This is a genomic window from Dyadobacter sp. AC419, assembly GCF_979253085.1.
In genome coordinates, this window is record NZ_CEEDCD010000015.1 from 407,325 (window position 1) to 428,879 (window position 21,555).

General features: G+C 45.8%; 27 protein-coding genes and 5 pseudogenes. 12 read left to right on the forward strand and 20 right to left on the reverse strand.

Annotated features, from left to right (window positions below; genetic code table 11):
- Positions 1 to 251 precede the first annotated feature (251 nt).
- From AC0IYG_RS09340 to AC0IYG_RS09405, 14 genes and pseudogenes are all read right to left on the reverse strand, one after another.
- Positions 252 to 655, reverse strand: a pseudogene (locus AC0IYG_RS09340) (RidA family protein).
- 90 nt (positions 656 to 745) lie between these two features.
- Positions 746 to 964, reverse strand: a complete 219-nt coding sequence (locus tag AC0IYG_RS09345; RefSeq protein ID WP_471710819.1) for a hypothetical protein — start codon at positions 962 to 964, stop codon at positions 746 to 748.
- Positions 954 to 1,289, reverse strand: coding sequence for a hypothetical protein (locus AC0IYG_RS09350; protein ID WP_471710820.1), 336 nt, complete (start codon positions 1,287 to 1,289; stop codon positions 954 to 956). The genes AC0IYG_RS09345 and AC0IYG_RS09350 overlap by 11 nt, the downstream gene beginning before the upstream one ends.
- Complete coding sequence (locus tag AC0IYG_RS09355) at positions 1,237 to 1,923, reverse strand: PQQ-dependent sugar dehydrogenase (protein WP_471710821.1); 687 nt, start codon at positions 1,921 to 1,923, stop codon at positions 1,237 to 1,239. The genes AC0IYG_RS09350 and AC0IYG_RS09355 overlap by 53 nt, the downstream gene beginning before the upstream one ends.
- The gene (locus AC0IYG_RS09360; protein ID WP_471710822.1) at positions 1,904 to 2,110 is read right to left on the reverse strand and encodes a hypothetical protein; all 207 of its coding nucleotides are present in this window, start codon (positions 2,108 to 2,110) and stop codon (positions 1,904 to 1,906) included. Before AC0IYG_RS09360 ends, AC0IYG_RS09355 begins: the two co-directional genes overlap by 20 nt.
- Positions 2,091 to 2,228: a hypothetical protein gene (locus AC0IYG_RS09365; RefSeq protein ID WP_471710823.1), complete on the reverse strand. Its 138-nt coding sequence runs from the start codon at positions 2,226 to 2,228 to the stop codon at positions 2,091 to 2,093. Before AC0IYG_RS09365 ends, AC0IYG_RS09360 begins: the two co-directional genes overlap by 20 nt.
- Positions 2,229 to 2,243: 15 nt before the next feature.
- Positions 2,244 to 2,684, reverse strand: coding sequence for a c-type cytochrome (locus AC0IYG_RS09370; RefSeq protein ID WP_471710824.1), 441 nt, complete (start codon positions 2,682 to 2,684; stop codon positions 2,244 to 2,246).
- A 119-nt stretch (positions 2,685 to 2,803) separates the two neighbouring features.
- A complete protein-coding gene (locus AC0IYG_RS09375) occupies positions 2,804 to 4,546 on the reverse strand; it encodes a PQQ-dependent sugar dehydrogenase (protein ID WP_471710825.1) in 1,743 nt (580 codons plus the stop codon).
- 108 nt (positions 4,547 to 4,654) lie between these two features.
- Positions 4,655 to 5,905 (reverse strand): amidohydrolase/deacetylase family metallohydrolase, encoded by a 1,251-nt coding sequence (locus AC0IYG_RS09380; protein WP_471710826.1) that lies wholly within the window; start codon positions 5,903 to 5,905, stop codon positions 4,655 to 4,657.
- A gap of 44 nt (positions 5,906 to 5,949) precedes the next feature.
- Positions 5,950 to 7,170, reverse strand: a pseudogene (locus tag AC0IYG_RS09385) (aminotransferase class V-fold PLP-dependent enzyme).
- 209 nt (positions 7,171 to 7,379) lie between these two features.
- The gene (locus tag AC0IYG_RS09390; protein WP_471710827.1) at positions 7,380 to 7,745 is read right to left on the reverse strand and encodes a lactonase family protein; all 366 of its coding nucleotides are present in this window, start codon (positions 7,743 to 7,745) and stop codon (positions 7,380 to 7,382) included.
- Positions 7,746 to 7,776: 31 nt separating this feature from the next.
- Positions 7,777 to 8,136, reverse strand: a complete 360-nt coding sequence (locus AC0IYG_RS09395) for a lactonase family protein (RefSeq protein ID WP_471710828.1) — start codon at positions 8,134 to 8,136, stop codon at positions 7,777 to 7,779.
- A 17-nt stretch (positions 8,137 to 8,153) separates the two neighbouring features.
- Positions 8,154 to 8,222 (reverse strand): annotated as a pseudogene (locus tag AC0IYG_RS09400) (hypothetical protein); the annotation flags it as partial.
- A gap of 268 nt (positions 8,223 to 8,490) precedes the next feature.
- Complete coding sequence (locus tag AC0IYG_RS09405) at positions 8,491 to 9,237, reverse strand: carbohydrate-binding family 9-like protein (protein WP_471710829.1); 747 nt, start codon at positions 9,235 to 9,237, stop codon at positions 8,491 to 8,493.
- A gap of 152 nt (positions 9,238 to 9,389) precedes the next feature.
- Between AC0IYG_RS09405 and AC0IYG_RS09410 the strand changes: the two genes are divergently transcribed.
- The 4 genes from AC0IYG_RS09410 (at position 9,390) to AC0IYG_RS09425 (ending at position 12,959) form a co-directional block, all read left to right on the forward strand.
- Entirely contained in the window at positions 9,390 to 9,683 is a 294-nt protein-coding gene (locus tag AC0IYG_RS09410; RefSeq protein ID WP_471710830.1) for a hypothetical protein, read from the forward strand.
- Positions 9,684 to 9,815: 132 nt separating this feature from the next.
- Positions 9,816 to 11,375: an MFS transporter gene (locus AC0IYG_RS09415; RefSeq protein ID WP_471710831.1), complete on the forward strand. Its 1,560-nt coding sequence runs from the start codon at positions 9,816 to 9,818 to the stop codon at positions 11,373 to 11,375.
- Positions 11,376 to 11,416: 41 nt separating this feature from the next.
- Complete coding sequence (locus tag AC0IYG_RS09420) at positions 11,417 to 11,668, forward strand: DUF6814 family protein (RefSeq protein ID WP_471710832.1); 252 nt, start codon at positions 11,417 to 11,419, stop codon at positions 11,666 to 11,668.
- Between the two features lie 106 nt (positions 11,669 to 11,774).
- Complete coding sequence (locus tag AC0IYG_RS09425; RefSeq protein ID WP_471710833.1) at positions 11,775 to 12,959, forward strand: thiolase family protein; 1,185 nt, start codon at positions 11,775 to 11,777, stop codon at positions 12,957 to 12,959.
- Here AC0IYG_RS09425 and AC0IYG_RS09430 read toward each other — a convergent pair.
- Positions 12,956 to 13,465 carry a GtrA family protein gene (locus AC0IYG_RS09430; RefSeq protein WP_471710834.1) on the reverse strand — a complete coding sequence of 170 codons (510 nt, stop codon included), beginning with the start codon at positions 13,463 to 13,465 and terminating at the stop codon, positions 12,956 to 12,958. The genes AC0IYG_RS09425 and AC0IYG_RS09430 overlap by 4 nt on opposite strands.
- A 170-nt stretch (positions 13,466 to 13,635) precedes the next feature.
- Here AC0IYG_RS09430 and AC0IYG_RS09435 point away from each other — a divergent pair, with 170 nt between their 5' ends.
- Positions 13,636 to 14,154, forward strand: coding sequence for a hypothetical protein (locus AC0IYG_RS09435; protein WP_471710835.1), 519 nt, complete (start codon positions 13,636 to 13,638; stop codon positions 14,152 to 14,154).
- Positions 14,155 to 14,166: 12 nt separating this feature from the next.
- On the forward strand, positions 14,167 to 14,712 hold the full coding sequence (locus AC0IYG_RS09440) for a hypothetical protein (RefSeq protein ID WP_471710836.1): 546 nt from the start codon (positions 14,167 to 14,169) through the stop codon (positions 14,710 to 14,712).
- Here AC0IYG_RS09440 and AC0IYG_RS09445 read toward each other — a convergent pair whose 3' ends face one another.
- From AC0IYG_RS09445 to AC0IYG_RS09455, 3 genes are all read right to left on the reverse strand, one after another.
- Positions 14,713 to 15,645 (reverse strand): SMP-30/gluconolactonase/LRE family protein, encoded by a 933-nt coding sequence (locus AC0IYG_RS09445; protein WP_471710837.1) that lies wholly within the window; start codon positions 15,643 to 15,645, stop codon positions 14,713 to 14,715. It abuts the gene before it with no gap.
- Positions 15,646 to 15,814: 169 nt separating this feature from the next.
- On the reverse strand, positions 15,815 to 17,326 hold the full coding sequence (locus AC0IYG_RS09450; protein WP_471710838.1) for an alpha-amylase family glycosyl hydrolase: 1,512 nt from the start codon (positions 17,324 to 17,326) through the stop codon (positions 15,815 to 15,817).
- Positions 17,327 to 17,358: 32 nt separating this feature from the next.
- Complete coding sequence (locus AC0IYG_RS09455; RefSeq protein ID WP_471710839.1) at positions 17,359 to 17,937, reverse strand: Maf family protein; 579 nt, start codon at positions 17,935 to 17,937, stop codon at positions 17,359 to 17,361.
- Positions 17,938 to 18,106: 169 nt separating this feature from the next.
- Between AC0IYG_RS09455 and AC0IYG_RS09460 the strand changes: the two genes are divergently transcribed.
- The 3 genes from AC0IYG_RS09460 to AC0IYG_RS09470 all read left to right on the forward strand — a co-directional run bounded on the left by AC0IYG_RS09460 (position 18,107) and on the right by AC0IYG_RS09470 (position 19,456).
- Positions 18,107 to 18,565, forward strand: coding sequence for a MarR family winged helix-turn-helix transcriptional regulator (locus AC0IYG_RS09460; RefSeq protein WP_471710840.1), 459 nt, complete (start codon positions 18,107 to 18,109; stop codon positions 18,563 to 18,565).
- A 76-nt stretch (positions 18,566 to 18,641) separates the two neighbouring features.
- A complete protein-coding gene (locus AC0IYG_RS09465; RefSeq protein ID WP_471710890.1) occupies positions 18,642 to 19,253 on the forward strand; it encodes a YceI family protein in 612 nt (203 codons plus the stop codon).
- Between the two features lie 17 nt (positions 19,254 to 19,270).
- Positions 19,271 to 19,456: a hypothetical protein gene (locus AC0IYG_RS09470; RefSeq protein ID WP_471710894.1), complete on the forward strand. Its 186-nt coding sequence runs from the start codon at positions 19,271 to 19,273 to the stop codon at positions 19,454 to 19,456.
- Here AC0IYG_RS09470 and AC0IYG_RS09475 read toward each other — a convergent pair.
- Positions 19,424 to 19,789: pseudogene (locus AC0IYG_RS09475) on the reverse strand (type I restriction enzyme HsdR N-terminal domain-containing protein); the annotation flags it as partial. The gene AC0IYG_RS09470 and the pseudogene AC0IYG_RS09475 sit on opposite strands and share 33 nt — an antisense overlap.
- A gap of 50 nt (positions 19,790 to 19,839) precedes the next feature.
- Here AC0IYG_RS09475 and AC0IYG_RS09480 point away from each other — a divergent pair.
- The 3 genes and pseudogenes from AC0IYG_RS09480 (at position 19,840) to AC0IYG_RS09490 (ending at position 21,239) form a co-directional block, all read left to right on the forward strand.
- Positions 19,840 to 20,614: pseudogene (locus tag AC0IYG_RS09480) on the forward strand (AMP nucleosidase).
- An 8-nt stretch (positions 20,615 to 20,622) separates the two neighbouring features.
- Positions 20,623 to 20,994 (forward strand): globin domain-containing protein, encoded by a 372-nt coding sequence (locus AC0IYG_RS09485; RefSeq protein ID WP_471710841.1) that lies wholly within the window; start codon positions 20,623 to 20,625, stop codon positions 20,992 to 20,994.
- A gap of 77 nt (positions 20,995 to 21,071) precedes the next feature.
- Positions 21,072 to 21,239 carry a hypothetical protein gene (locus AC0IYG_RS09490; RefSeq protein ID WP_471710842.1) on the forward strand — a complete coding sequence of 56 codons (168 nt, stop codon included), beginning with the start codon at positions 21,072 to 21,074 and terminating at the stop codon, positions 21,237 to 21,239.
- 12 nt (positions 21,240 to 21,251) lie between these two features.
- On the opposite strand, the gene AC0IYG_RS09495 is transcribed toward AC0IYG_RS09490, so the two are convergent.
- Positions 21,252 to 21,521, reverse strand: coding sequence for a hypothetical protein (locus AC0IYG_RS09495; RefSeq protein ID WP_471710843.1), 270 nt, complete (start codon positions 21,519 to 21,521; stop codon positions 21,252 to 21,254).
- Positions 21,522 to 21,555: the final 34 nt, after the last annotated feature.

Sequence of the window (21,555 nt, forward strand, 5' to 3'; positions counted from 1 at the left end):
TGCAAAATGAATGTCGATACAAACGCAAATCCCAGAGGGATGAAATATTGGTAGCCGCCGCGCGGTAGCAAAACCCAGCATCAAAATGGAATCCCGGAGGGATGCAACGGCATACACGCTGTTACATCCCTCCGGGATTTCCCTATTTTATCGACATTTGTTTTCCTGACCGAGCTTGCATCCCTCCGGGATTTCCGCTTTTATTGATATTCGTTTTCCTACCGCGCGGCTGCATTTGGTAGGGACAAATCCTATATATAAGCAATACAATCAATCTCAACCAACGAATCACCTGGCACACCGCCGTAAACTGCCACTGTTGTGCGGCATGGGGGTTTTGAGCCGAAGCGGCCTTTGTAGGCTTCGTTCATGGCTTTGTAGTCGTTCAGGTCGTGGAGAAAAACGCTGCATTTCAGCACTTTTTCCATGGAAGAACCTGCTTTGATCAATTCTTTTTCCAGTTCGTCCAGCACGTGCTTGGTGTGCGCTGTGATGTCGCCTTCGAAGTGGGCGCCTTTTCCGGCGATGAACACCATATTATTGAATTTGGTATGACCTGAAACAAAGGCACATCCTGATACATGACAACATCACCGACTTCCTTTTCCGGTGCCGCAGGGGCAATATCTGCTTTTGCTTTGGCTGCAACGCCAATTCCGGCAACTCCCGCAACAGAGGCGAATAATTTTTTTAGAATGGATCTTCTTCAGACATGATGGTATAATTAAGGTTATTAAAAGGATGTTTATGCTCTTTTCTTCTTGGTCTTTTTAGCCATTTTCTCGTTTGTCGGCATCGTTACTTTCCAGATGCTTCCACCGGACTTGTTACCGCCCTGCTTGCCGCCATATTCAATGATATACAATGTGTTACCAACTAGCAATGCATCAGTAGGAGAGGTAAATCCATCGATAATGCGCGTCGTTTTTACCTTGTAATTATCAGCCGCTTTGTCATATTCCATTTCCAGGTGCAGCAAGTCTTTTCCTTGTCTGCGAAGCGGGCTTGGGTTGGTAACTCCGTTTCGGGCCACCTGCGTAGCGAATTACAAATCCATCGCCGGTCAAGTCTTTGCCGAGCTCTTTTTTATTGTCGAAAAACAATCCCAGCGGGGATGAATGTGCGTTGAATGTGCTTACGCCGATGCCTGTCGAATCGCCATCGTAAACCTGGCCTGTTTTGCGGTCGCGGTATTCGTTGGCATCCGGGCCCATGTTCTGAACACCGGGTGTGAACTTAACGCCTGCGGGTCTTTTCGGAAAATCCGGGTCGTTGTGAAAATACTTCATCAGCCATGCAAAAGCAAATTTGCTCAGGAACGGATCGGTGTCCGGGTTTCGGCTGGTAATCTGGGAATTGTTGCGGGTTATCAATGCCGCCCATCACCCAAGGAAAGCCGTAATGATGGCCTTGTCTTACCCAGAACATATCTTCCGCATGATCGTAATCGCCAGAGTTGGAAACTGCAAACAAATTTCCTTTCGGATCAAATGCCATGTCATATGCATTGCGGATGCCCTCTGCGTAGAGGTAACCGTCGGCTTTTAGTTTCTGTGTGTCCGTAGAAAGCAGCAGATCTTTCGAGTCGATTGGAAAACGGAAAATATTGGCTGTTAATGCGTTATCTCTTGCATTCGGATATTCTCCGCCGTTATCCTGCACTTCGCCATGGTCTGTTCTGGCGCCTGTATTCACGAAAATATATTTGCCGTCCGGACTGATTTCCAAAGCATTCCAGCCGTGATCGAATGTGGTTTTATTAGCGCCGTATTCGACCGTGTTAAACACAACTGTCATTTCAGGCTTATCTACCCCATTTTTCAACTCGTACCGAACCATCCGGCCTTTGTTCCCTTTGTTGTTATTGACATTAATGTTGCCCGCCAAAAACAATGTGTTGCCTTTAAATGCAGCGCCCTGCAAACGCGTAATGCCGTGATCTTCGGCGCTGAGGTATCTTTTTGCTTTCGGGCTGACCGTTGGTGGTGACGATTTTTAAAACATCACCAAAAAACGTTGTATAGTAAATTTCGCCCGTAACCGGATGCTGAATAATGCGCACCGCTTCCGGCTCGATCTTCATGTAATGCTCAATTGTAAATGTCGTCACGAAGTGATTTCGGCGTAGCGGTGACGGTTTCTTTGGGCTGCGCAAAAGTGTGACCTGCAATAGTTGCAAGCAGGAATGCAGCGACTTTGGGTTTGAAATAGCGGCTAATAGTCAGCATTTTTATGTTATGGGTTCAGATTTTTGCTATTCGGTTTTGCCTAAATGCCGGAGGTAAGCCACAAGCTGCCAGCGCTGTTCGTCCGTAAAAACGTCTTTGAAAGGCGGCATATTCCCGCGTCCGTTTGAGATTTTCCGAAAACAAAGACCCGTCGCTCTGTGCTTTTACTAATGTGTCATGAAAATTGGCAGGTTTTTGTCCCAATGCGCCGCCCGCAGCGCCATCGCCATAACCCGCGTCACCGTGGCATGTTGCGCAGTAAAGTGTGAAAAGTTCTTCTCCCTGTGCCAATGTCAGCGGTTCTTCGTGATAGGGACTTTTCAGCGTGTCGGCCCATGCGGGGGCTTTCCAGGGATCCTGGCTTTGGTGCGGATTTGAAGTTGTGGAGTTGAATCCAGCGAGCACAATTCCGGTAAGTAGTATAAAACTTGCGGCTAAAACTTTGTTTTCAAACATTAATATGGAAAAGAAAAGTGTGAATTGTCATCATTGCATTTCTCCCTCCAACCCCTTAAAGGAACACTCAATTGCCGGAGAGTAATATCCACTTAAACGAGGTTGGAAGGAGAATAGCGCTACTTCATATCTTCAACCGAAGCCCTGACTTTCCGCACTTCATCGGCGCTTACGGCGCTTGAAGTGTTTCCGAAATTACTCCGGATGTGGGTCAGAACTTCTGCAATTTCATCGTCTTTTAAAAAGCTGTGCTGCGGCATTACATTGTTATAAGACTGTCCTTTCACTTCGAGCGGACCCTCAAGCCCTTTCAGTAATACTTTAATAAGCCGCTCCTTATCGCCAGTTACCCAGTCTGCGCCACCCAGTGGCGGAAAACGCTGCATATCACCCATGCCATTGCGCTGGTGGCAAGCTGAACAATAAACGCTGTAAACTTTACCGCCGGCAACGGGTTTGTCTTTGTCAAGATTGTCGTTAATAATGTCTGGCGTGCGGATGTTGGACATGGATTTTCTTTTTTCCATTTTGACCAAAGCCGTTTTTGCAAACTTTTTCTTGTCGCCTTTGTAAGTCACTTTCCAAATCTTCCCTTTTTCCGTTTCTGCAATGTAAAGTGCGCCATCCGGGCCCATAGCAAGCCCCATAGGCCGATAATTTGCATCACTTACATTCACAATCGGATCGACGCCGGCGAAACCATCGGCAAAAACCTCATAATCACCCGACGGCTGGCCGTTTTTAAAAGGAACAAAACCGATAAAATAGCTCGATTGCGGATAAGGAGCGCGGTTTGTAGAGCCGTGAAATGCGATGAATGAGCCGTTTTTGTAACGTTCCGGAAAATGGTTTCCCTGGTAAAATAGAATATCATTAGGCGCCCAATGGCCCGGAAAACCGATCAACGGTTTCTCATATTCTCCGCAGCGACCCACCTCTTTTCCATCGCCGCCATATTCGGGGTTAAGGACTTTTTTGCCCTGCATTTGATCCCAATAGCAGTAGGGCCAGCCTGCGTGCGTGCCTTCTTTAATTCTCAAAAATTCCTCGGAAGGCAGCATTGCGCTTTGCCAGGGCGAAAAAATTTGCGGAAACAGGCGCAATAAATCGTCGCGGCCGTGTTGCAATGCATATAAATTATTGTCCGCAAAATTCCAGTCGAGCGCCACAACGCTGCGCAATCCGGTCGCGAATTTTACGCCGTCTTTCTGTAACTGACCTTTTTTATTGGCATCGAAGCGCCAGATCCCGCCGTGATCTTCGAGGATAGGGCAGGGGTCCAATCCGCTGGATGACGGAATGCGGTTATCGTCCTGGCAAGCATTGGAATTGGCCCCGAAAGGCACATACATAAATCCTTTGTCGTCGAAAGTGACGGGTTTCGCAATGTGCTCGTGCATGCCGTGTGCGTGATCGTCGGTCAGGATCACTTCTTCTTCGCTCGTTGGAACGAGCTCGCCGGGGTTCAGTTTGTAACGTGAAACAATCAGTTCTGAACTGAAATAAAGATAACCTTTGTAAATGCGCATGGCAGTTCCGTAAACACCTTCACCGTCACGTCCACCAAAATGTTTAATAATGTCTGCACGGCCGTCGCCATTGGTGTCGCGCAACGCAATCACGGATTTGCCTTTCCCGGAAAAACGCGCTTTTACATAAATATCACCATTGTCATTCACGGCAATGTGGCGTGCGCGGCCGGGCAGGCTGTCCACAACGACGGTTGCCTCGAAGCCATCCGGCAGAAATAAGCCGCCATTTTTGTCATTCACCAAACTGTTCTGCCGGTCACTCTTTTGGGTAAAACCCAATGCAAATAGCAGCAGAAGCGAAGCTGAAAGGTTTAAAGATTTGAACCGCATAGCGTTTAGGGATAGTAGAATTGGCATTCGGCAGTCGGCTTTCGATTTTTAGTTTAATATTTATTAATAAAGTTGACAGCTGATTGCTGAAAGCCGAAGTCTGCTCGCTTATTTCAAATAAATCGGCTTAGCGATGCCATTCAGGTCATAGACGATTTTGCCGCCCATGATCGTCATCTCACATTCTAATTTCTCTTTGCCTTCCATCTTGAATCCGGTTTTATCATAAAAACCAAAATTGCCTTTGCGCATCGAAAAGATGGCGACATCTGCAATGGCATTCTCTGAAATGTGTCCCAGGTTTTCTCTATGAATCACTTGCGCCGGTTCCCAGGTGCTGGCTTTGATAACCGTCGGCAGATCCATGCCCATGACATAAAATTTGGACATTATGCTCAACATATCTTTCATGGAGCCGTTCATGCTGCCTGTATGCAAATCCGTGCTAATGGTGTTGGGATAAAATCCTTGCTTAATGGCTGGAATCGCCTGTGAATAATTGAAGCTCGCGCCGCCATAACCGACGTCGAAAATGATGCCGCGCTTGCGCGCTTCGAGAACGAACGGCCGCACTTTCCGCGCTTTTTCGTCCACAATGGTTTCTCTCACATTGCCTTCCAGCAAGGTGTACGTGTGTGTAAATATGTCGCCCGGACGAAGGTGTTTCAGAAACAGATCTTCCAACGGCAAGGGCGGTGTGCTTCCGCCAAAATCGATCATAACGGGCATATTTGCCAGTTTTCCGGCCTTGACCGCATTATCAACCGGTTTCCAGTCATTGCCCATGAAATGCGCCACTTTGAAACCGACTACATCATTTTTGTTTTTTAATGCTACGCCCGCCGCAAGTTCGGGGTTCATATCGGCGGTGTCCTGTTCCCAGTTTCCGCCGCGCATGCCTTCGCCCACAATGTTGAGAAAGGAGAGCACCCGCGTTTTGGAATTGAAGATCACATTCTTCTTAAACTCAGAAAATGAATCCCAGCCCGCGCCGCCTGCGTCTACGATCGTGGTTACGCCTACGCGAAAAGTGAAACCATCGGGCGGTAACGCAACCAAACCATTACTTAAATAATGGTTTGGTTCTGTTCCGAAAAACACATGTCCGTGAATATCAATGAGTCCGGGCGTGACATACATGCCTTTGGCATCAACAACCTGTCGGGCTTCCTTAGGATCAATGTCCTTGGCAACCTTCTTGATCTTCCCTTCAAATATCCCCACATCCATCATCTGGTTGAGATTATTTTTAGGGTCAATGACCGTTCCGCCTTTGATCAATATGCTGTAAGTCTGTGCGTTAACAGCAAAACTTTGACAGCATATCAGAAAAAAGATAAGCAGGAATCTGTGTTTCATTTTTTATAGGGCTTAGGAATAGGTATTCTTGGTAATGCAAAGTCTTAAACAACCGCTTTCGACAATTCTTCTTTCAGGCGGGTTGCTACTATTTTTTCTTCACCCGGTTTCAGGCACCAGGTTGTGATGGTTAATGTGTTGTTTTCGCCCGGCATGATCTCGATGGATGGATCGCCTTTACGCATGTTTTCCTGCAACAATTTAACCGGCAAACTTACTTTGGCAGCGTCCCAGGAAATGCGCAAAGTAGGCGTGTGGTTGCCCAGCTCAGGCGCAAATGTCTCCACATTCACACCAGCCACGCTTTTTGCAGCATTCGCAATCAATGCGGCGCGGTCTTCCCACATTTTCCACTCTTTCTTGTGGTCCATTTTGACAAATTTTTCGAGCGCCACATACATGCCCAAAATCTCTTCCTTATTCACTTTCATCCCGCGACCAATTGTCGATCCGCGAGGCGGCATGCTTAGTCTGGCTGCGTCGATCAGGTGTTTTTTACCCATTAATATGCCTGCACTTTGTGGTCCGCGCATGGCTTTTCCACCGAAACGCACACCAGGTCGAAGCCCATATCATTAAATCGCCAAAGGTTTTCCACCGGCGGCACATCCGCAGCCATATCGATCATGGTTGCAATGCCATTCTTCTTGGCAATTTCCACCGATTGCTCATGCTTGATCTGCCCTTTGTCGGATTGAATGTGCAGGAACCAGAGCAATGCTGTTTTCTCGTTAATGGCCTTTTGCAGTTCTTCAACCGTTTCAATTTCAATGATTTTGCAACCTGTGTTGGTCAATGCATGGGAGTAGCCAATGTTATGGCCTTTCTGAATCATCACCTCGGATTTCATGCCGGTTCCTTCCAAATGCGGCAAGGTCTTCCACGCGCTTCGTATCCATGCCGGTCAGCACGCCTGCAAGTCCCAATGTCAATGCAGAAAGAAAACCCGCAGTTACGACCGCCGATTCAGCGTGCGTTAATGCGGCGATTTTTTCTCCAACCTTCGTCTGAACCTCGTCCAGGATCATGAAATTTTGCGCAGCGCCCTGGATCGTTTCCACAACTTCGTCCTGCATCAGCGACCCCGTCATGGCCGTGTAGGTACCCGCGGCGTTAATAAAAGTTCTTATCCCTAGTTCCTTAGCGAGGTTTCTGGCAGGAACTTTGGCAGCGAAAGTTGCAGCTTCCGCACTGCCTTGTCCCAAAAATCCGCCTAACAACGGCACAGCGGACAAGTGTTTGATTAGATCTCTACGGTTTATCATGATATCGGAAAGGACTTGATAAGTGATAAGGGCTTGAACATTACATTGACAGGATCAACATTTATAATGATGCAGGAAATGCATGCTGATACTCTTTTTTATAAGATTATTTTTTTCGAATGATGAAATTTAAAAAATAAACTTTGGCCAATGGGAATTTCGGCGCCTTATTATTCCGCAGGGTTGTTTTAATCTGATAAAAAGTCGTTTTACGAACTGGCGCACGGAAATGCCGATCTCTTTATTGGTGTAAGTAAGCTGGCCTGTTGGCGATTTCGTTTGAAAAACACGACGTTATCATCGTCCCGGTTGGTCACAATAGCCAGCTCGCCTTTTTCATCGATCATGAAATTGCGTGGATGCTTTCCGTGCGTTTCGGCATGTCCGGCAACTGTTAATTTACCCGTTTGCGCGTCCACGGCATAAATAGCCAGACTTTCATGCCGGCGATTGGAAGCATATAAAAACTTGCCGTCCGGAGAAAAATGAATGTCTGCAGCAAAGCTTTTTCCTGCGAAATCCTTTGGAAGCATCGAAACGCGCTCCATAGGAACCAGTGCCCCGGAATTCTTCACGATTTTGAAAGAATTGACAACAGAAGCCAGCTCACAAGCCGAGTAACCAAAATTTCCGCTCCGGGTGAATGGCGAAATGGCGTGGCCCGTCGCCTGCTTTTACTTCGGCATAAGGCACTGCGCCGGGAGTGAGTTTGCCGGTTTTTGGATCAACACTGTAAACCATAATTTTATCAATGCCTAAATCCGAAGCGTAAACGTACTTTCCGTCCGCTGACGGGATTACCGAGTGCATATGCGGTTTTTGCGAAGCCGCACCTTTGTCCTGAATGCTGTCTGCAACGGCGCCAATCGTGCCGTCGCTATTGATTAAATACACACCAAGCTGACCGCTTCCGGGATCCGGTAAACGTATAAAAACCTTCCTTTCGGATCGACGCTCACGTGGCATGGGCCTTTGCCGAGAGACGGTTTGGAGTTTAACGTTGTGAGTTTGCCGGCGGCGTCAATGGCGTAGGAAGAAACAGTGCTGTTGCCTTCATTGGCCGAATAAAGGACTTTTTTGCTGGGATGAAATTCGAGGAAAGAAGGACTCGTTTTTGTTTGTCAAAATTTGTAATTCTTTGAAAGACAAGTTGCTTCTGTCGAATTCATACACGTAGATCCCTTCGCCTTTTTGGGTGTAGGTTCCAATGTAGAGGATCTCTTTTTGTCGCATTTTTGTGCAAATGTCATGATCGCGGAGATGAAGAAAATGAATGTAAAAAATGTATTACGCATGGTTTGGGAATAGTTTGTTAATGCATTATTCAAAAATCAATGTCCCGAATTTGTTAAATTCGTGAAAGCTTCCGCCGGTTTTTTGCCATGAATAATAGGCCGTTTCGGTGTCATAATCAATGCGGTAAAAATTTCCCCGCCATTTTGTGCCGGACTTCGGAGCTGATGTCACCATTGGGCTCATTAATGTGTAGGGGATAAAAAATTCAGCTTTCCAGCCTTCCACCGAAGCCATGCTTTTCTTCTGTCCGCCTTGCGCGCTGGTTGCGTGTTGCACGCGGTTTCGATCTGTGTAATGCCATGCTTTCCAGCCTTCGGTTTTGCCTTTAATGTTGGCAATGATGATGGGCAGTTCGTAATCGAGGGGTGAAAGTTCGTATTCCAGATAAATGGGAACGCTTGTATCCGGCCAGAGAAAAACTTCAACAACGTCCTCTTTGAAAAGTAAACCAAAATCCTCCATAATGGTCGTTGTCAGCTTGTTATCCGTGCAGTCGAAAAGGAAATACATGCCTTTTTCGGAATACAGGATCTTTACTTTGGTGGGAAATTGCTTGCCCGGTGCGGGTTGATTTGGGCCTTTCTGAACGGTGATGTCAAATGCTTTGGCGGTTGCCCAATTTGCGGCGCTACCCTCTCCGTCAACTTTAAAATCCGTGGTTTTCTTAATGACCATGGACGAATCAGGATTTCGCGCGAAGGCGGCGGAGGTAAGTGCGCTGGCACCCAACAAAGCTCCGGCCCACATACAGAGGACGAATTTCTTCAACATTATTTTGTGGTTTAGGAATGGAATAGTCCCGCAGTGGTAGGTTTTGGCAAGTTCATTAGGTTTTTACATATTACCAAATCGCCGCTAAATCTTTGGAATGATTATTTAACACTTCGATCATAACAAACAAAAACCTTTTAACTGTAAATATTATGATACGCGAAAGAGGAGAACCCGCAATAGCTGAAACCAGCAAACCAATTTTGGAAGCACCCGTATTTCCTGATTTTCCAACCAACACACGCCCGACCCGTTCGGCTGCGGACGATCCGGAATTGCTCCGCGAGGACGATGAGGATGGAGATGACGATGCAGACGATGTGCTGCCAGCAGACGCATTAGATGATGACGACGATGCTTTGCTTGATGACGAGGAGCCAGTAATTGTTGACGGCGACGAGATCATTGACAGAGAAGATGATGATGAAGACGACGACGTGCTATAATCTGCCCGTCACTGCATTACATCATAAATAGCAAAGAAAGCCCCCGGATCCACGATCCGGGGGCTTTTTGCATTTGGAATGAGTAATGATATCAGCCTTCCCGCTTTTCCAGCTAAATAAGGAACATTGTTATTGTCCTCACCTTTACCTAACCCATGCAGTCCACAGAAAAAGAGTGTTACCCAAAGCATTACCCAGGTTATTGCTGCTTCGTCACTTGGTACTTTAATTGAATGGTATGATTTCTACATTTTTGGCAGTCTGGCGGTTATCATTGGCCAACAGCTTTTCCCCAGCGACGCGGGCGCTTCTGCATTAATTAATACGCTGGCTATTTTCGCCGCTGGTTTCATTGTAAGGCCATTTGGTGCATTGGTTTTTGGTCGGTTAGGCGACCTTATCGGGCGGAAATACACCTTTCTGCTGACGCTGGTTTTGATGGGCGGCTCTACTTTTCTGATTGGATTGATCCCTTCCTATTCGAGCATTGGTTATGCTGCGCCGATCCTCGTTTTGATTTTACGGCTCGTTCAGGGCCTTGCGCTGGGCGGTGAATATGGTGGCGCTGCAACTTATGTGGCCGAGCATGCGCCTGTGGGAAAACGCGGATTTTTCACAAGCTGGATCCAGACCACAGCGACTTTGGGTTTGTTCCTTTCGCTGGGTGTGATTGTGCTTACCAAAAACATTTTAGGTGCAGAAGCATTTGCTGACTGGGGCTGGCGGATTCCGTTTCTCGTGTCAATATTACTCGTGGGCGTTTCGATTTACATCCGGATGAAAATGCACGAATCGCCTGTTTTCTCAAAATTAAAAGCCGAAGGCAAGGTTTCTACTAATCCTTTGAAAGAAAGCTTCCAGAAAAAAGCGAACTTCAAAATGGTGCTGCTAGCATTGTTTGGCGCGACGATGGGGCAGGGGGTTGTTTGGTATACGGGGCAGTTTTATGCACAATCATTTCTTGAAAATACGTGCAAGCTGGATTTCAACGAGTCGCGCTACATCTTGCTTTGGGCAATTCTTTTTGCGACGCCGTTTTTCGTAATCTTCGGTTCATGGAGCGATAAAGTCGGAAGAAAATGGATCATGCTGACGGGAATGCTGCTTGGCGTGCTTTGCTATCGACCTATTTATCAATATTTTATTGATGCAACTAACGTAAAGGAATTTGAGAAAACGGAATTAAAAAGTGCTTCTGAACCGGTTGTAGAGCGGACATTGATTAAGGACACGAAGGATTCGCTGATCACCACCACAACATTCAAAACATTGAATAGCGGCATGACTTTCAAGGAAGCGACGGTCGTTATGATCCCGGATGATGTGCTCGCGCCGATGCCCGGACCGCAAACGGTGATCAAGGATGTGACGCTTTCGGGCTCCACTTACATCATCATCATTGCGCTCGTTTTCTTCCAGGTTTTATTGGTAACCATGGTTTATGGGCCAATCGCAGCGTTTCTTGTTGAGCTTTTTCCAACCAAGATCCGCTACACCTCAATGTCGCTTCCTTATCACATCGGAAATGGCGTTTTTGGAGGTCTGGTGCCGTTTATTGCCACGCTCGTTGCTTCGTTCAGCGGTTCCACACCATTATCCGGACTTTGGTATCCCATTGGCATAGCCGCACTTTCCTTCGTCATCGGTGCCGTTTATATAGATAACCGACGGGACGAGAATGTGGAGGATTAACGTCATTATTTTTGATTAAAAAAGAAATTAACATATTCGATATGAATGCTTTAAAGAAATTTTTAGGGATAATCTGGATGCTGCTCGGGCCGGTGATCATTCTGTTTTTGTTTATGCAAGCCAGTGAGAAAATCGCGCTTGCGGCCGAAGGCATTGCACGCACGAACACGACGCTGCAGTGGTCGATCATTATCCTGATTTTTATTCCGATCTGTGCCGGGCTGGTCATTTTTGGCTATTACGGCTGGAAAGGTGAATACGATAAGCTGCCAACCAGCTCGTCTGATCTTTAAAAGACACAGCATAAGGAGCTTCTTCTTTTGTGGTTTTCTGGCTCGTTGATGTAGATTTGTCGGGATAGTTTCTATTTTTGACGATATCAACAGACGGCCTGAAACCATGAAAGAAGAAGTTTTTATTTTGTCCGCAGCCAGAACGCCCATCGGCAGTTTCGGAGGAAGCTTGTCAACCGTTCACGCGGCCCGACTTGGTGCAACAGCCATTCAGGCCGCCATCCAAAAAGCGAACATTTCCGCAGACCAGGTGCAGGAAGTGATCATGGGAAATGTGATTTCTGCCAATCTGGGCCAGGCGCCCGCCCGGCAGGCTGCGTTATATGCCGGACTTCCGGACAATGTCATCTCAACAACAGTCAATAAAGTTTGTGCTTCGGGTATGAAAGCACTCGTATTTGGTGCGCAAAGCATTCAGCTCGGTGATGCGGATGTGATCGTGGCGGGTGGAATGGAGAACATGTCGCAGGTTCCGTTTTATTTGCCCAAAGCCAGGAACGGCTATGGTTATGGCAATGGTGAGATTATTGACGGATTGCTAAAAGATGGCCTTACTGACGTTTATGACCAGATCGGAATGGGCTTATGCGGCGACCGGACTGCGACCAAATACAACATTTCAAGAGAAGATCAGGACGCATTTGCGATCCGTTCATATACAAAAAGTGCTGAATCCACAGCGAATGGATTCTTCCAGAATGAGATCGCATCAGTCGAAGTCACGTCTCCAAAAGGCGGTGACCCGGTGATTGTTTCGGAAGATGAGGAATTTAAAAAGGTAAAATTTGAGAAGATCCCGCATCTGAAACCTGCGTTTTCGAAAGACGGCACAGTTACGGCTGCAAATGCTTCCACAATTAATGACGGTGCAGCGGCGCTGGTTATTTGCAGCAGTCAGTTTGCGAATGAAGCGGATGCAAAGCCTATTGCACGGATCGTAGCTTATGCGGATGCGGAACAGGAACCGGCATGGTTTACGACGACACCCGTTTTGGCAACGCAAAAAGTGCTTAAAAAAGCTGGAATGTCACTTTCGGACATTGATTATTTTGAAGTGAACGAAGCTTTTTCCGTTGTTGCACTTGCGTACATTAATATGCTGGAATTAGACATTAACAAGGTTAATGTGTTTGGCGGAGCAGTTTCGCTGGGCCATCCGCTGGGTGCATCCGGCGCGCGGATTGTGACGACCTTATTAAATGTTTTGGAGAGAAATAACGGCAGATTTGGTCTCGCTGCAATTTGTAATGGCGGCGGCGGCGCTTCGGCAATTATTATCGAAAGACTTTAAGATTCTTTGATCAATTCTTTCAGACGATCGTAAAATCCGGTGCTTTTGAAGGTGAATGTTTTGTGCAAAATATAGTTGCTCACAAAGCTGCACCCTTGTCCGAAAATATAGCAGGCCATTTCTGTGATGTTCACATCTTTTTTTCCGAAAGGCAGCTTTGCTTCGTAAATGCCATAACCGAGATAATTGGTAACAACTTCATAGGAAATGTCTGCGCCAAGTTTTGTAACAAACATCGAAACCATTGCGACCATGAAAAACTTGATCATTTCACGGCGCGTCTGATTGCTTTGACGTGCGTTAAATGCGAAAAGTTTGGTAAGCGTAAAACCCCAGATTAAACCGACCAGATAGGATGGAACGATAGATGCGCTCCACGAAATATCAAACCAATCCTGAATTAAACTACTGGAAATTAACTGGATAACAGCACCCGTCCCCGCGACAATAAAATAAGCTATTAAATCTTTGGCATTAAAAAATTTACTGTTCTTCGGGTCGGCCACGTGCGTTTGAAGTTTGTTGGAAACGGCTGAATTACTGAAATGAGGCCCAATATTAGAAAGAAATTGATCCTGAAACAAAAGCGCACTGTGAATTTGATCGAAAGGAAACACAGCCACCTAGCCTGAATAATGGCACTGTTTTTGTTGCTGTAGTTAATTTTGAACTGTGTATGAAAAAGCTTTTTCTTTTAGTAATCGTGTTATTCAGCGTAATTCCAGCGTTTTCTCAAACCCGGAAATGGGCGATCGGATTTGAACTTGGAGAACCTAACGCCGTGAGCATTCGTAAATATGGCGACCGTAATGCATTGGATATCAGCGTAGGAACTTACATTGGACTTTTTAAAAGCAAAGATAATTATAAGGTAAGCAATGACGACCTGGGCAATGTGGGCGTTGCTTTTAATGCGACCTATCTTTGGTATACGCACTTTCTGAACGACCGCATGACGGCTTATGCAGGACCGGGACTGCAAGTGAATTCGCGACGTTATTACCCGGACCGAAATGTGAAATCGGTTTACACGACCAACATTTCTATCGGACCATCCGGAACGGCCGGACTAGAATTCTTTTTTGCACAAAAACCAACTTCTCTTTTCGTGGAAGGCGGCGGATATCTTGAATTGATACCAAAATTCTTTTACTTCAACCCCAATCTCAGCATTGGATTGCGACACAACTTTTAACAACAAAAACCCGTGAAAAAAATCTATCTAATGTGCTGTTTCGCCGCCTTAACGGTCATCAGCTCCTCGTGTTCGCAGCAATTACAAAGACGTTATGACCAGCGTCACGGCACCACTTCCGCCAGCAGCCGCGACGGCTCGGAACGGAATTACGACACCGATTACCGGACGAATAATGGCACTTACAAAAAGGATTACGACAAGGTGTTAAGTGATGGTTCCAGAAGCGATTCGCCAATCACAAGTTCGCCGGGAAGTGCAGATTATAACCAGCAACTGGTCTTGCAATATCAGGAAATGGATAAGCTGGCGGAAGTTGTGTTGTACGAGCTTGATAATCTCGAAAGCCGTTATAATGTGCTGATCAATGAATACAAATCAGCGAAATCTTCTCAGAAAGACTTGTTATCCGATCAGCTGGACCGCATTGGTGCTGACCAACTTGTGCTTTACCGCGCTTATACGAACATTTACCGCAACGGAAAAACAAACTGGACGTCGGTAAAAAGAGATGTGGAAAATGATTTGCGTTCGGTGCGGAGAGTTGAAAATCGCTGATTACCAGCCTGCGCCTTTTGTATTGGTTTTGACCCTGCATACATAGCCGTCTACGGTCATGTACAGGGTTGAACCATCATTTCCCCAGGCACAATTTGAAGTTAATTCGCCCATTTCCAGTCTGCCAATCAGTTTCCCGGCAGGTGTCAGGATCAGCATTCCTCCCGGGCCTGAGGACCATAAGTTTCCGTCCTTATCGATTTTAAGACCATCGGGCAAGCCTGTTTTGCCTGCTTTGAGCATGGGCGTCGCATCATATAAAAGCTTTCCCTTTCCAACATTGCCACTTTCATCAACATTGTATGCCATAATGATCGCCTTCTCCGGATCAGACTGCGCAACATATAATATTTTGCCGTCAGGAGAGAACGCCAGGCCGTTTGGTCTGGTCAAATCTGAAATTTGTAAGCTCAATTTGCCATCTTTTGCAATGCGGTAAACGCCAAATTTGTCCGTTTCTCTGTTTGGGTCAAGATGTTTTTTAGCCAAACCATATGGCGGATCAGTGAAGTAATAACTGTCGTTTGCATGCTCGGTAACGTCATTAGGACTGTTGAAACGCTTTCCCTCGAAGTTATCTGCCAATGTTATTTTTCCACCTATTTTCAATGACATGGCTGAAATACGACGGTCGCCATGTTCGCAGGAAACGAGCCTTCCTTTGCTGTCAATGATCAGTCCGTTGCTGCCGGGTTCGTCGCTGTAAACGCCTAAGCCGGTGTAGCCCGATGGTTCAAGGAAAACGGATAGGCCATTTTTCTCATCCCATTTATAAACCCGGTTTTTCGGCACATCTGAAAACAACAGAAAGCTGCTGTCCTTTACCCAAACGGGCCCTTCCGACCAATCGAAACCGGAAGCAAGCACTTCAATTTTTGCATTGCGGGGAAGCAGCTTTTCAAATGCAGCATCTTCATAAACAATCTTTCCCATCGTCGGATACGACTTTTGGCCAAAAGCAAATGTGGAAAGGGTCAGTAGGAAAAACAGTGCTGAATTGTGGCGCTTCATCTTTTCGTGCAATTGGTTAGGGACATGGGCACATTGTCCAGTAAAGCAGAAAAGGCGCTACAACCTACTGTTTGGCAACGAAAATGCGCTGCTAGCGACCTGAAACAGAAGCCAGAATGAGGGTTGAAAAAGGAGCGAGCTCCATATTAGTCAGCTGCCCGACGTGCTGAGGATCATTTGAAAAAACAATGTGAACAAAACCGGATTTGTCCTCAGGCATTAATATTGGTTTGGTCGACTGGCTGAGATTATGAATGACTATCAGCGACTTATCCACGTGCGGACGCAGGTAAGCAAGCATTTGGTCATCATGCAAGCAAACGCGGTGTAAGTTGGGCGCGAAAATCTGTGCAAGTGCCGGTTCCGATTTGCGCAGCCGAATGATCGCGCGATAATGATTGAAAACAGAATCCGGATCTGCACGCTGGCTTTCTAGCGGCGTAACCGTTTTTGTTGTTGAAAAATGGGCATCAATCCAGTTCGTATTTCCGCTGTCAGTTTCATCATTTGTCCATAAAAACGGCTCCCTAATGTAAGGATCAGGCTTGGTGCCCAGCATGCCGAGTTCTTCTCCGTAATAAATGTAAGGCTGGCCCGGTAATGTCAGCAAAATACTTGCCGCGAGCTTAATTTTCGCTTTGTGATTGCCCGTAACGCTTCCAATGCGGTCCTGATCGTGATTGGTAAGCATGATGGCATCAACAAAAAGGGGATTGTATTTTTCGAAAAGCGCATAGCTGGCTTGCAGCTTTTCGACGATTTCTTCGTCCCGCTCACCGATGAGCATCCGTTGTAAGGCAAAACTGAGGTCGAAATGGAAAGTTGCATCCAGATATCTGAAATAAGGCGCAACTTCCTCGGTCTCAGCCCAAACTTCCCCGACCGTGAAAGCACCGGGTTTGATTTCCTGAACGACTTTGGAAAAATACTGCCAGAATTCAACACTCAAATCCTTCTCCCAATCGGGATAAATGTGCCTCGCCGCATCCAGCCTGAACCCGTCAACACCGACGTCAACCAGCCAGAAGCGGATAATTTTTTCCAATTCATCACGTAATGCTTCTGAATGGTAATTCAGATCGGGCATGCCTTTAAAGAAAAGGCCGTAGTATTTTTCAGGATCTTCCGGGTTTTCGTGCCAGGGATAAACCACCTGCGAATCGTCGGAAGTCTCGCGCGTGGAAATGCCCAGCGCCTCGATTTGCGGCGGCGTCATCCACCAGTAATAATTTCGGAAAGCATTGGAATTGCTTTTTCTGGCTTCCGAAAACCACGGATGCAGCGTGCTGGTGTGGTTAATGATCAGATCCAGGTAAATCTGAATGTTGCGCTCGTGCGCGGCGGTGAGCAGTCGTTTGAAGTCGTCCATTGTTCCGTACTCGGGTTCAATGGCGTAATAATCAGTTACATCATATTTATGATAACTTGGAGAAGGATGGATCGGGGTTAACCATATCGCCTCGATGCCTAACTCAGTTAAGTAGTCAAGTTTTGAAATAATGCCGTTGATATCGCCGATGCCGTCGCCATTTGAATCGCAGAAAGAGCGGACAAAAATCTCGTAGCAAACTCTTGGAATAAACTTTGACTTGTCTGCAATCATTTTAAAAATGCCTTAATGGGGCATTAAGCGGGTTATTTGTTGAAATAAGGCGTTAACATTTGATACACTAAGTGCACCGGCAAGCCCATAATCGTGTAAAATGAACCCTCGATTTTTTCAACGGCCGTCATGCCGATCCATTCCTGAATGCCATAAGCCCCGGCTTTATCGAGGGGTTTGCATTGTTCAATATAATAAGTTATTTCCCAATCTTCCAATTCACGGAAATATACTTCCGCCACGTCAGTTAATGTTCGAATTTCTCCGTCCGACAACATGCTTACCGATGTAATTACGGTGTGTTTTGTGCCCGAAAGTGTAAGCAGCATTTTAAAGGCTTCGGAATCGTCGGCTGGTTTTCCGAGGATCTCATGCGCTGCAACGACAATCGTGTCCGCCGTCAAAACGATGGAATCTGGACGTGCGTTTAAAAACATCTCCGCTTTTCCTCTTGAAATGTGGGCAGCCACTTGTTCTGCTGGCAAATCAGCCGGATAGGTTTCGTCTGTCGGCAGCACTTCCACGGTAAAATCAAAACCTGCATCTGTCAGAAGTTGGCGTCGGCGGGGTGAGTTGGACGCAAGGATTAATGGCTTTTTAAGGGAAATCATTTATTGATAAAATGTATTTATTGTGCTTTTATTCAGCAGGTTATACTATGAAAAGTCAATTGAGCATATTTCATTTCTCAAATATTTTCACCAAACTGAAACCATTCGTAAGTAAATAGATGTTACTACATTAAATGTATATACATCATAATTTACATTTGAGTCAGCTATGTCTATTGAAACTGATATAAAACAAAAAAAATTTCGAAGCGTCTATCAGCGACTTGCATTGAACCTCCTTTACACAAGCAATTGGCTCGAATATAAGCAACTGGAATTTTTCAAAGGTTACGATATAACCATTCAGCAATACAATGTGCTTCGGATTCTGCGTGGGCAGCAAATGACGCCGATCAAGGTAAGCGATATTACGGAAAGAATGCTGGATAAAAATTCGAACACGTCCAGGCTGGTCGACAAATTATTGGCAAAAAACCTTGCGAAGCGCTCTTCTTGTCCAAATGACAGGCGTGCTGTGGATGTTGTGATCACCGAAGAAGGCCTCAAAATGCTGGAAGAGCTTGACCCGCATGTGCAAGAATGGGAAGACCGCTTTAATGTGCTTACAGAAGCGGAAGCGGAGCAAGTGAGCGCATTACTGGATAAGCTCAGAGAATCAAATCAATAAGTTGAATAAGAACGCATTACCACTTGAATAACCCAATAATTTAATTATCAATTATTTTTTAAAAATGAAAACTACAATGAAATCTGTGAAATTTTTTATCGCCTCCCTAGCAGTTGCATTATTCGTTTCTGGCTCTGTTTCAGCAGAAGACAATGGCAAAAAAGCTACAAATTTGAAAGTTAACACCACTAAAAGTGAACTTACCTGGTTGGGCAAAAAAGTAACTGGCGAACACACTGGTAAAATCGCATTGAAAGAAGGAACAATCACAATGGACGGCGCCAAATTGACTGGTGGAAAGTTCACTGCTGACCTGAACAGCATTACTTGTACAGACCTTACAGACAAAGAATATAACGCAAAATTGATCGGTCACTTGAAGTCAGACGATTTCTTCTCCGTTGCTAAACATCCAAATGCAACGTTTGTAATCACAAAAGCAACACCAAAAGCAACAGGCGTTTACGAAGTAACCGGCGACCTGACAATCAAAGGAATTACAAAGCCTGTAACTTTCCCGGTAACTGTGAAAACAACTGCTGCTGGTGCAGAAGCGACTGGTACATTGGTAGTTGACCGTTCGAAATATGACATTAAATACAACTCTAAGTCTTTCTTCGAAAACCTTGGAGACAAAATGATCAACGACGATTTCACCATTGACGTGAAATTGGTTGCTGCGAAATAATTCAATTTTTTATTTTCATGGCTAAGATTAGTAACCTGTCCGACAGCTTGTCGGGCAGGTTTTTGTGTTTTCAGGCCAAAAAAAATCAGTTGTTGAAATCCCGGGTATTTTGGGAAATCGTCCATGAAGTGGATCTGGCCATTCACGGCTTTGAAGCAATAGTGGCTCAAACCATTGGTAACTGCCAGATATTGAGGTTGTAATGTGAAGTTATAACGGCTGATTTGCGCAAAGGTGGCGTCATTGACGGAGATAAACGGCGCTTTGCATTCTACTAAAAGAAACGGGAGTGACTCGCTGGACAAGATCATAATGTCCGTTCTTTTGGCAAGCGAATTGTATTGCATGCCGGTTTCCACAGCGAACAGCGACTTTGGATAACCGTATTCCGAAATGAGCAAATGTATGAAATGCTGCCGGACCCATTCCTCCGGCGTAAGCGACACGAATTTGCGGCGGATGATGTCGAAGATATGCGGTTTCCCGTTAACCTGCTTAACTTTGTAGGCAAATTCAGGGAGGTTCAAAGATTCCATGAACGAAGATACACATCGCAACAGTCGCTGCCAACAAACCTATTGATTTCATGACTACCAAAGAACAAATCGTTGAAAACTGGCTTCCGCGCTACACGGGAACGGCTGTTGAAGATTTCGGGAGTTACATTTTGCTGACCAATTTCGGCAACTACGTGACCATGTTCGCGGAGAAATTTGACGTGCCGGTCAAGGGTCAGGGACGCGCCATGCAGACGGCGACCGCCAAAGACATTACCATCATCAATTTCGGAATGGGAAGTCCGATGGCCGCAACTGTAATGGACTTGCTGTCAGCCATTAATCCAAAAGCTGTTTTGTTTTTGGGTAAATGCGGCGGTCTGAAAAAAACGCAGGTTGGCGATTTGATCTTGCCCATCGCGGCAATTCGCGGGGAAGGAGACAAGCGATGATTATATGCCATCGGAAATTCCTGCATTGCCGTCATTTCGCTTGCAAAGCACGGTTTCGGCCAGCATTGCGAAGCATAAAATGGATTACTGGACGGGGACCGTTTACACAACGAACCGCAGGATCTGGGAGCACGACGACACGTTCAAGGAATATCTGCGAGACATTCGGGCGATGGCCATTGATATGGAAACGGCAACGATTTTCATTGTTGGTTTTGCCAATTCCATTCCGCACGGAGCATTGTTATTAGTTTCAGACAATCCGCTGGTTCCGGAGGGAGTGAAAACAGAAGAAAGTGATAAAAAAGTAACCACAAATTATGTGAAAATGCATTTGGAGATCGGCATTGAGTCTTTAACGGAACTCGCTAGATCCGGGGCATCGGTTAAACATTTGCGGTTCGAAAATTAATATAAAAAATGAGTGAAGCTTCTTTATATGAGCGCATTGGCGGCGATGCCGCGCTCAGACAACTAACTGATAAATTCTACGATCTGGTTTTCTCGCATGAACTGATTTCCAGACTTTTCAAGAGCGACAAAGACGAGATTAAGGAAAAGCAGCGCCTGTTTTTAACGCAATTTCTCGGTGGCCCGCAACTCTACTCAGATGTGCATGGCCACCCCATGATGCGCGCCCGCCACATGCCGCACGTCATCACCGAAGACGACGCCATCGCCTGGCTCCAATGCATGTCCTCCGCAGTAGGAAGCCTCCCCATCAGCAACGAACTCAAAGACGAGTTGTTCAACAGATTTCCGAGAACGGCGTTTTTTATGGTTAATAGTTGAGGGGCGAACAATTTTCCGTTACCAAATTCTATTTTTACGTCTCAACACTGTAATTGTGTTAAAATAAATTAGAAGAAATGGAAACAAAAATCTTAAACTCGGAAGATTACCAAGCTGCATTGAAAAGGCTAGAAATTGTTTTTGATGCGAAAGCCGGCTCAATTGAGAGCCTTGAAGCTGATTTGCTGGCGGTGATCATTGATGACTACGAAAAGGAACATTATCCTCTGGAAAAGTCATCCTGAACAAAGTTTTTATCATCCAGCCATTTGAAAATCTCCATTCCTGATATCAGCTATTTTTGAGTCTACTTCTGATAGGAACTGAGTATAGGCTTTCCATTCGATAAGGTCATCCCAAGCTTCGAAATTTTCGGAAGAAGCAGTTTCGATTTGCGCTTCAAATGCCTGTAAACCAACATTGTATTTTTTTTCAAGAAGATTTATTTTTTCTTGAAATTGCTGTCTTTGAGCTAAGTAATCCAACAAAACCCAATTGCCGATTTGTTTTTTCGTCAGCGTAAGCATAATATTTTTGTAGCCGGTTTAAACAAATTTAAAT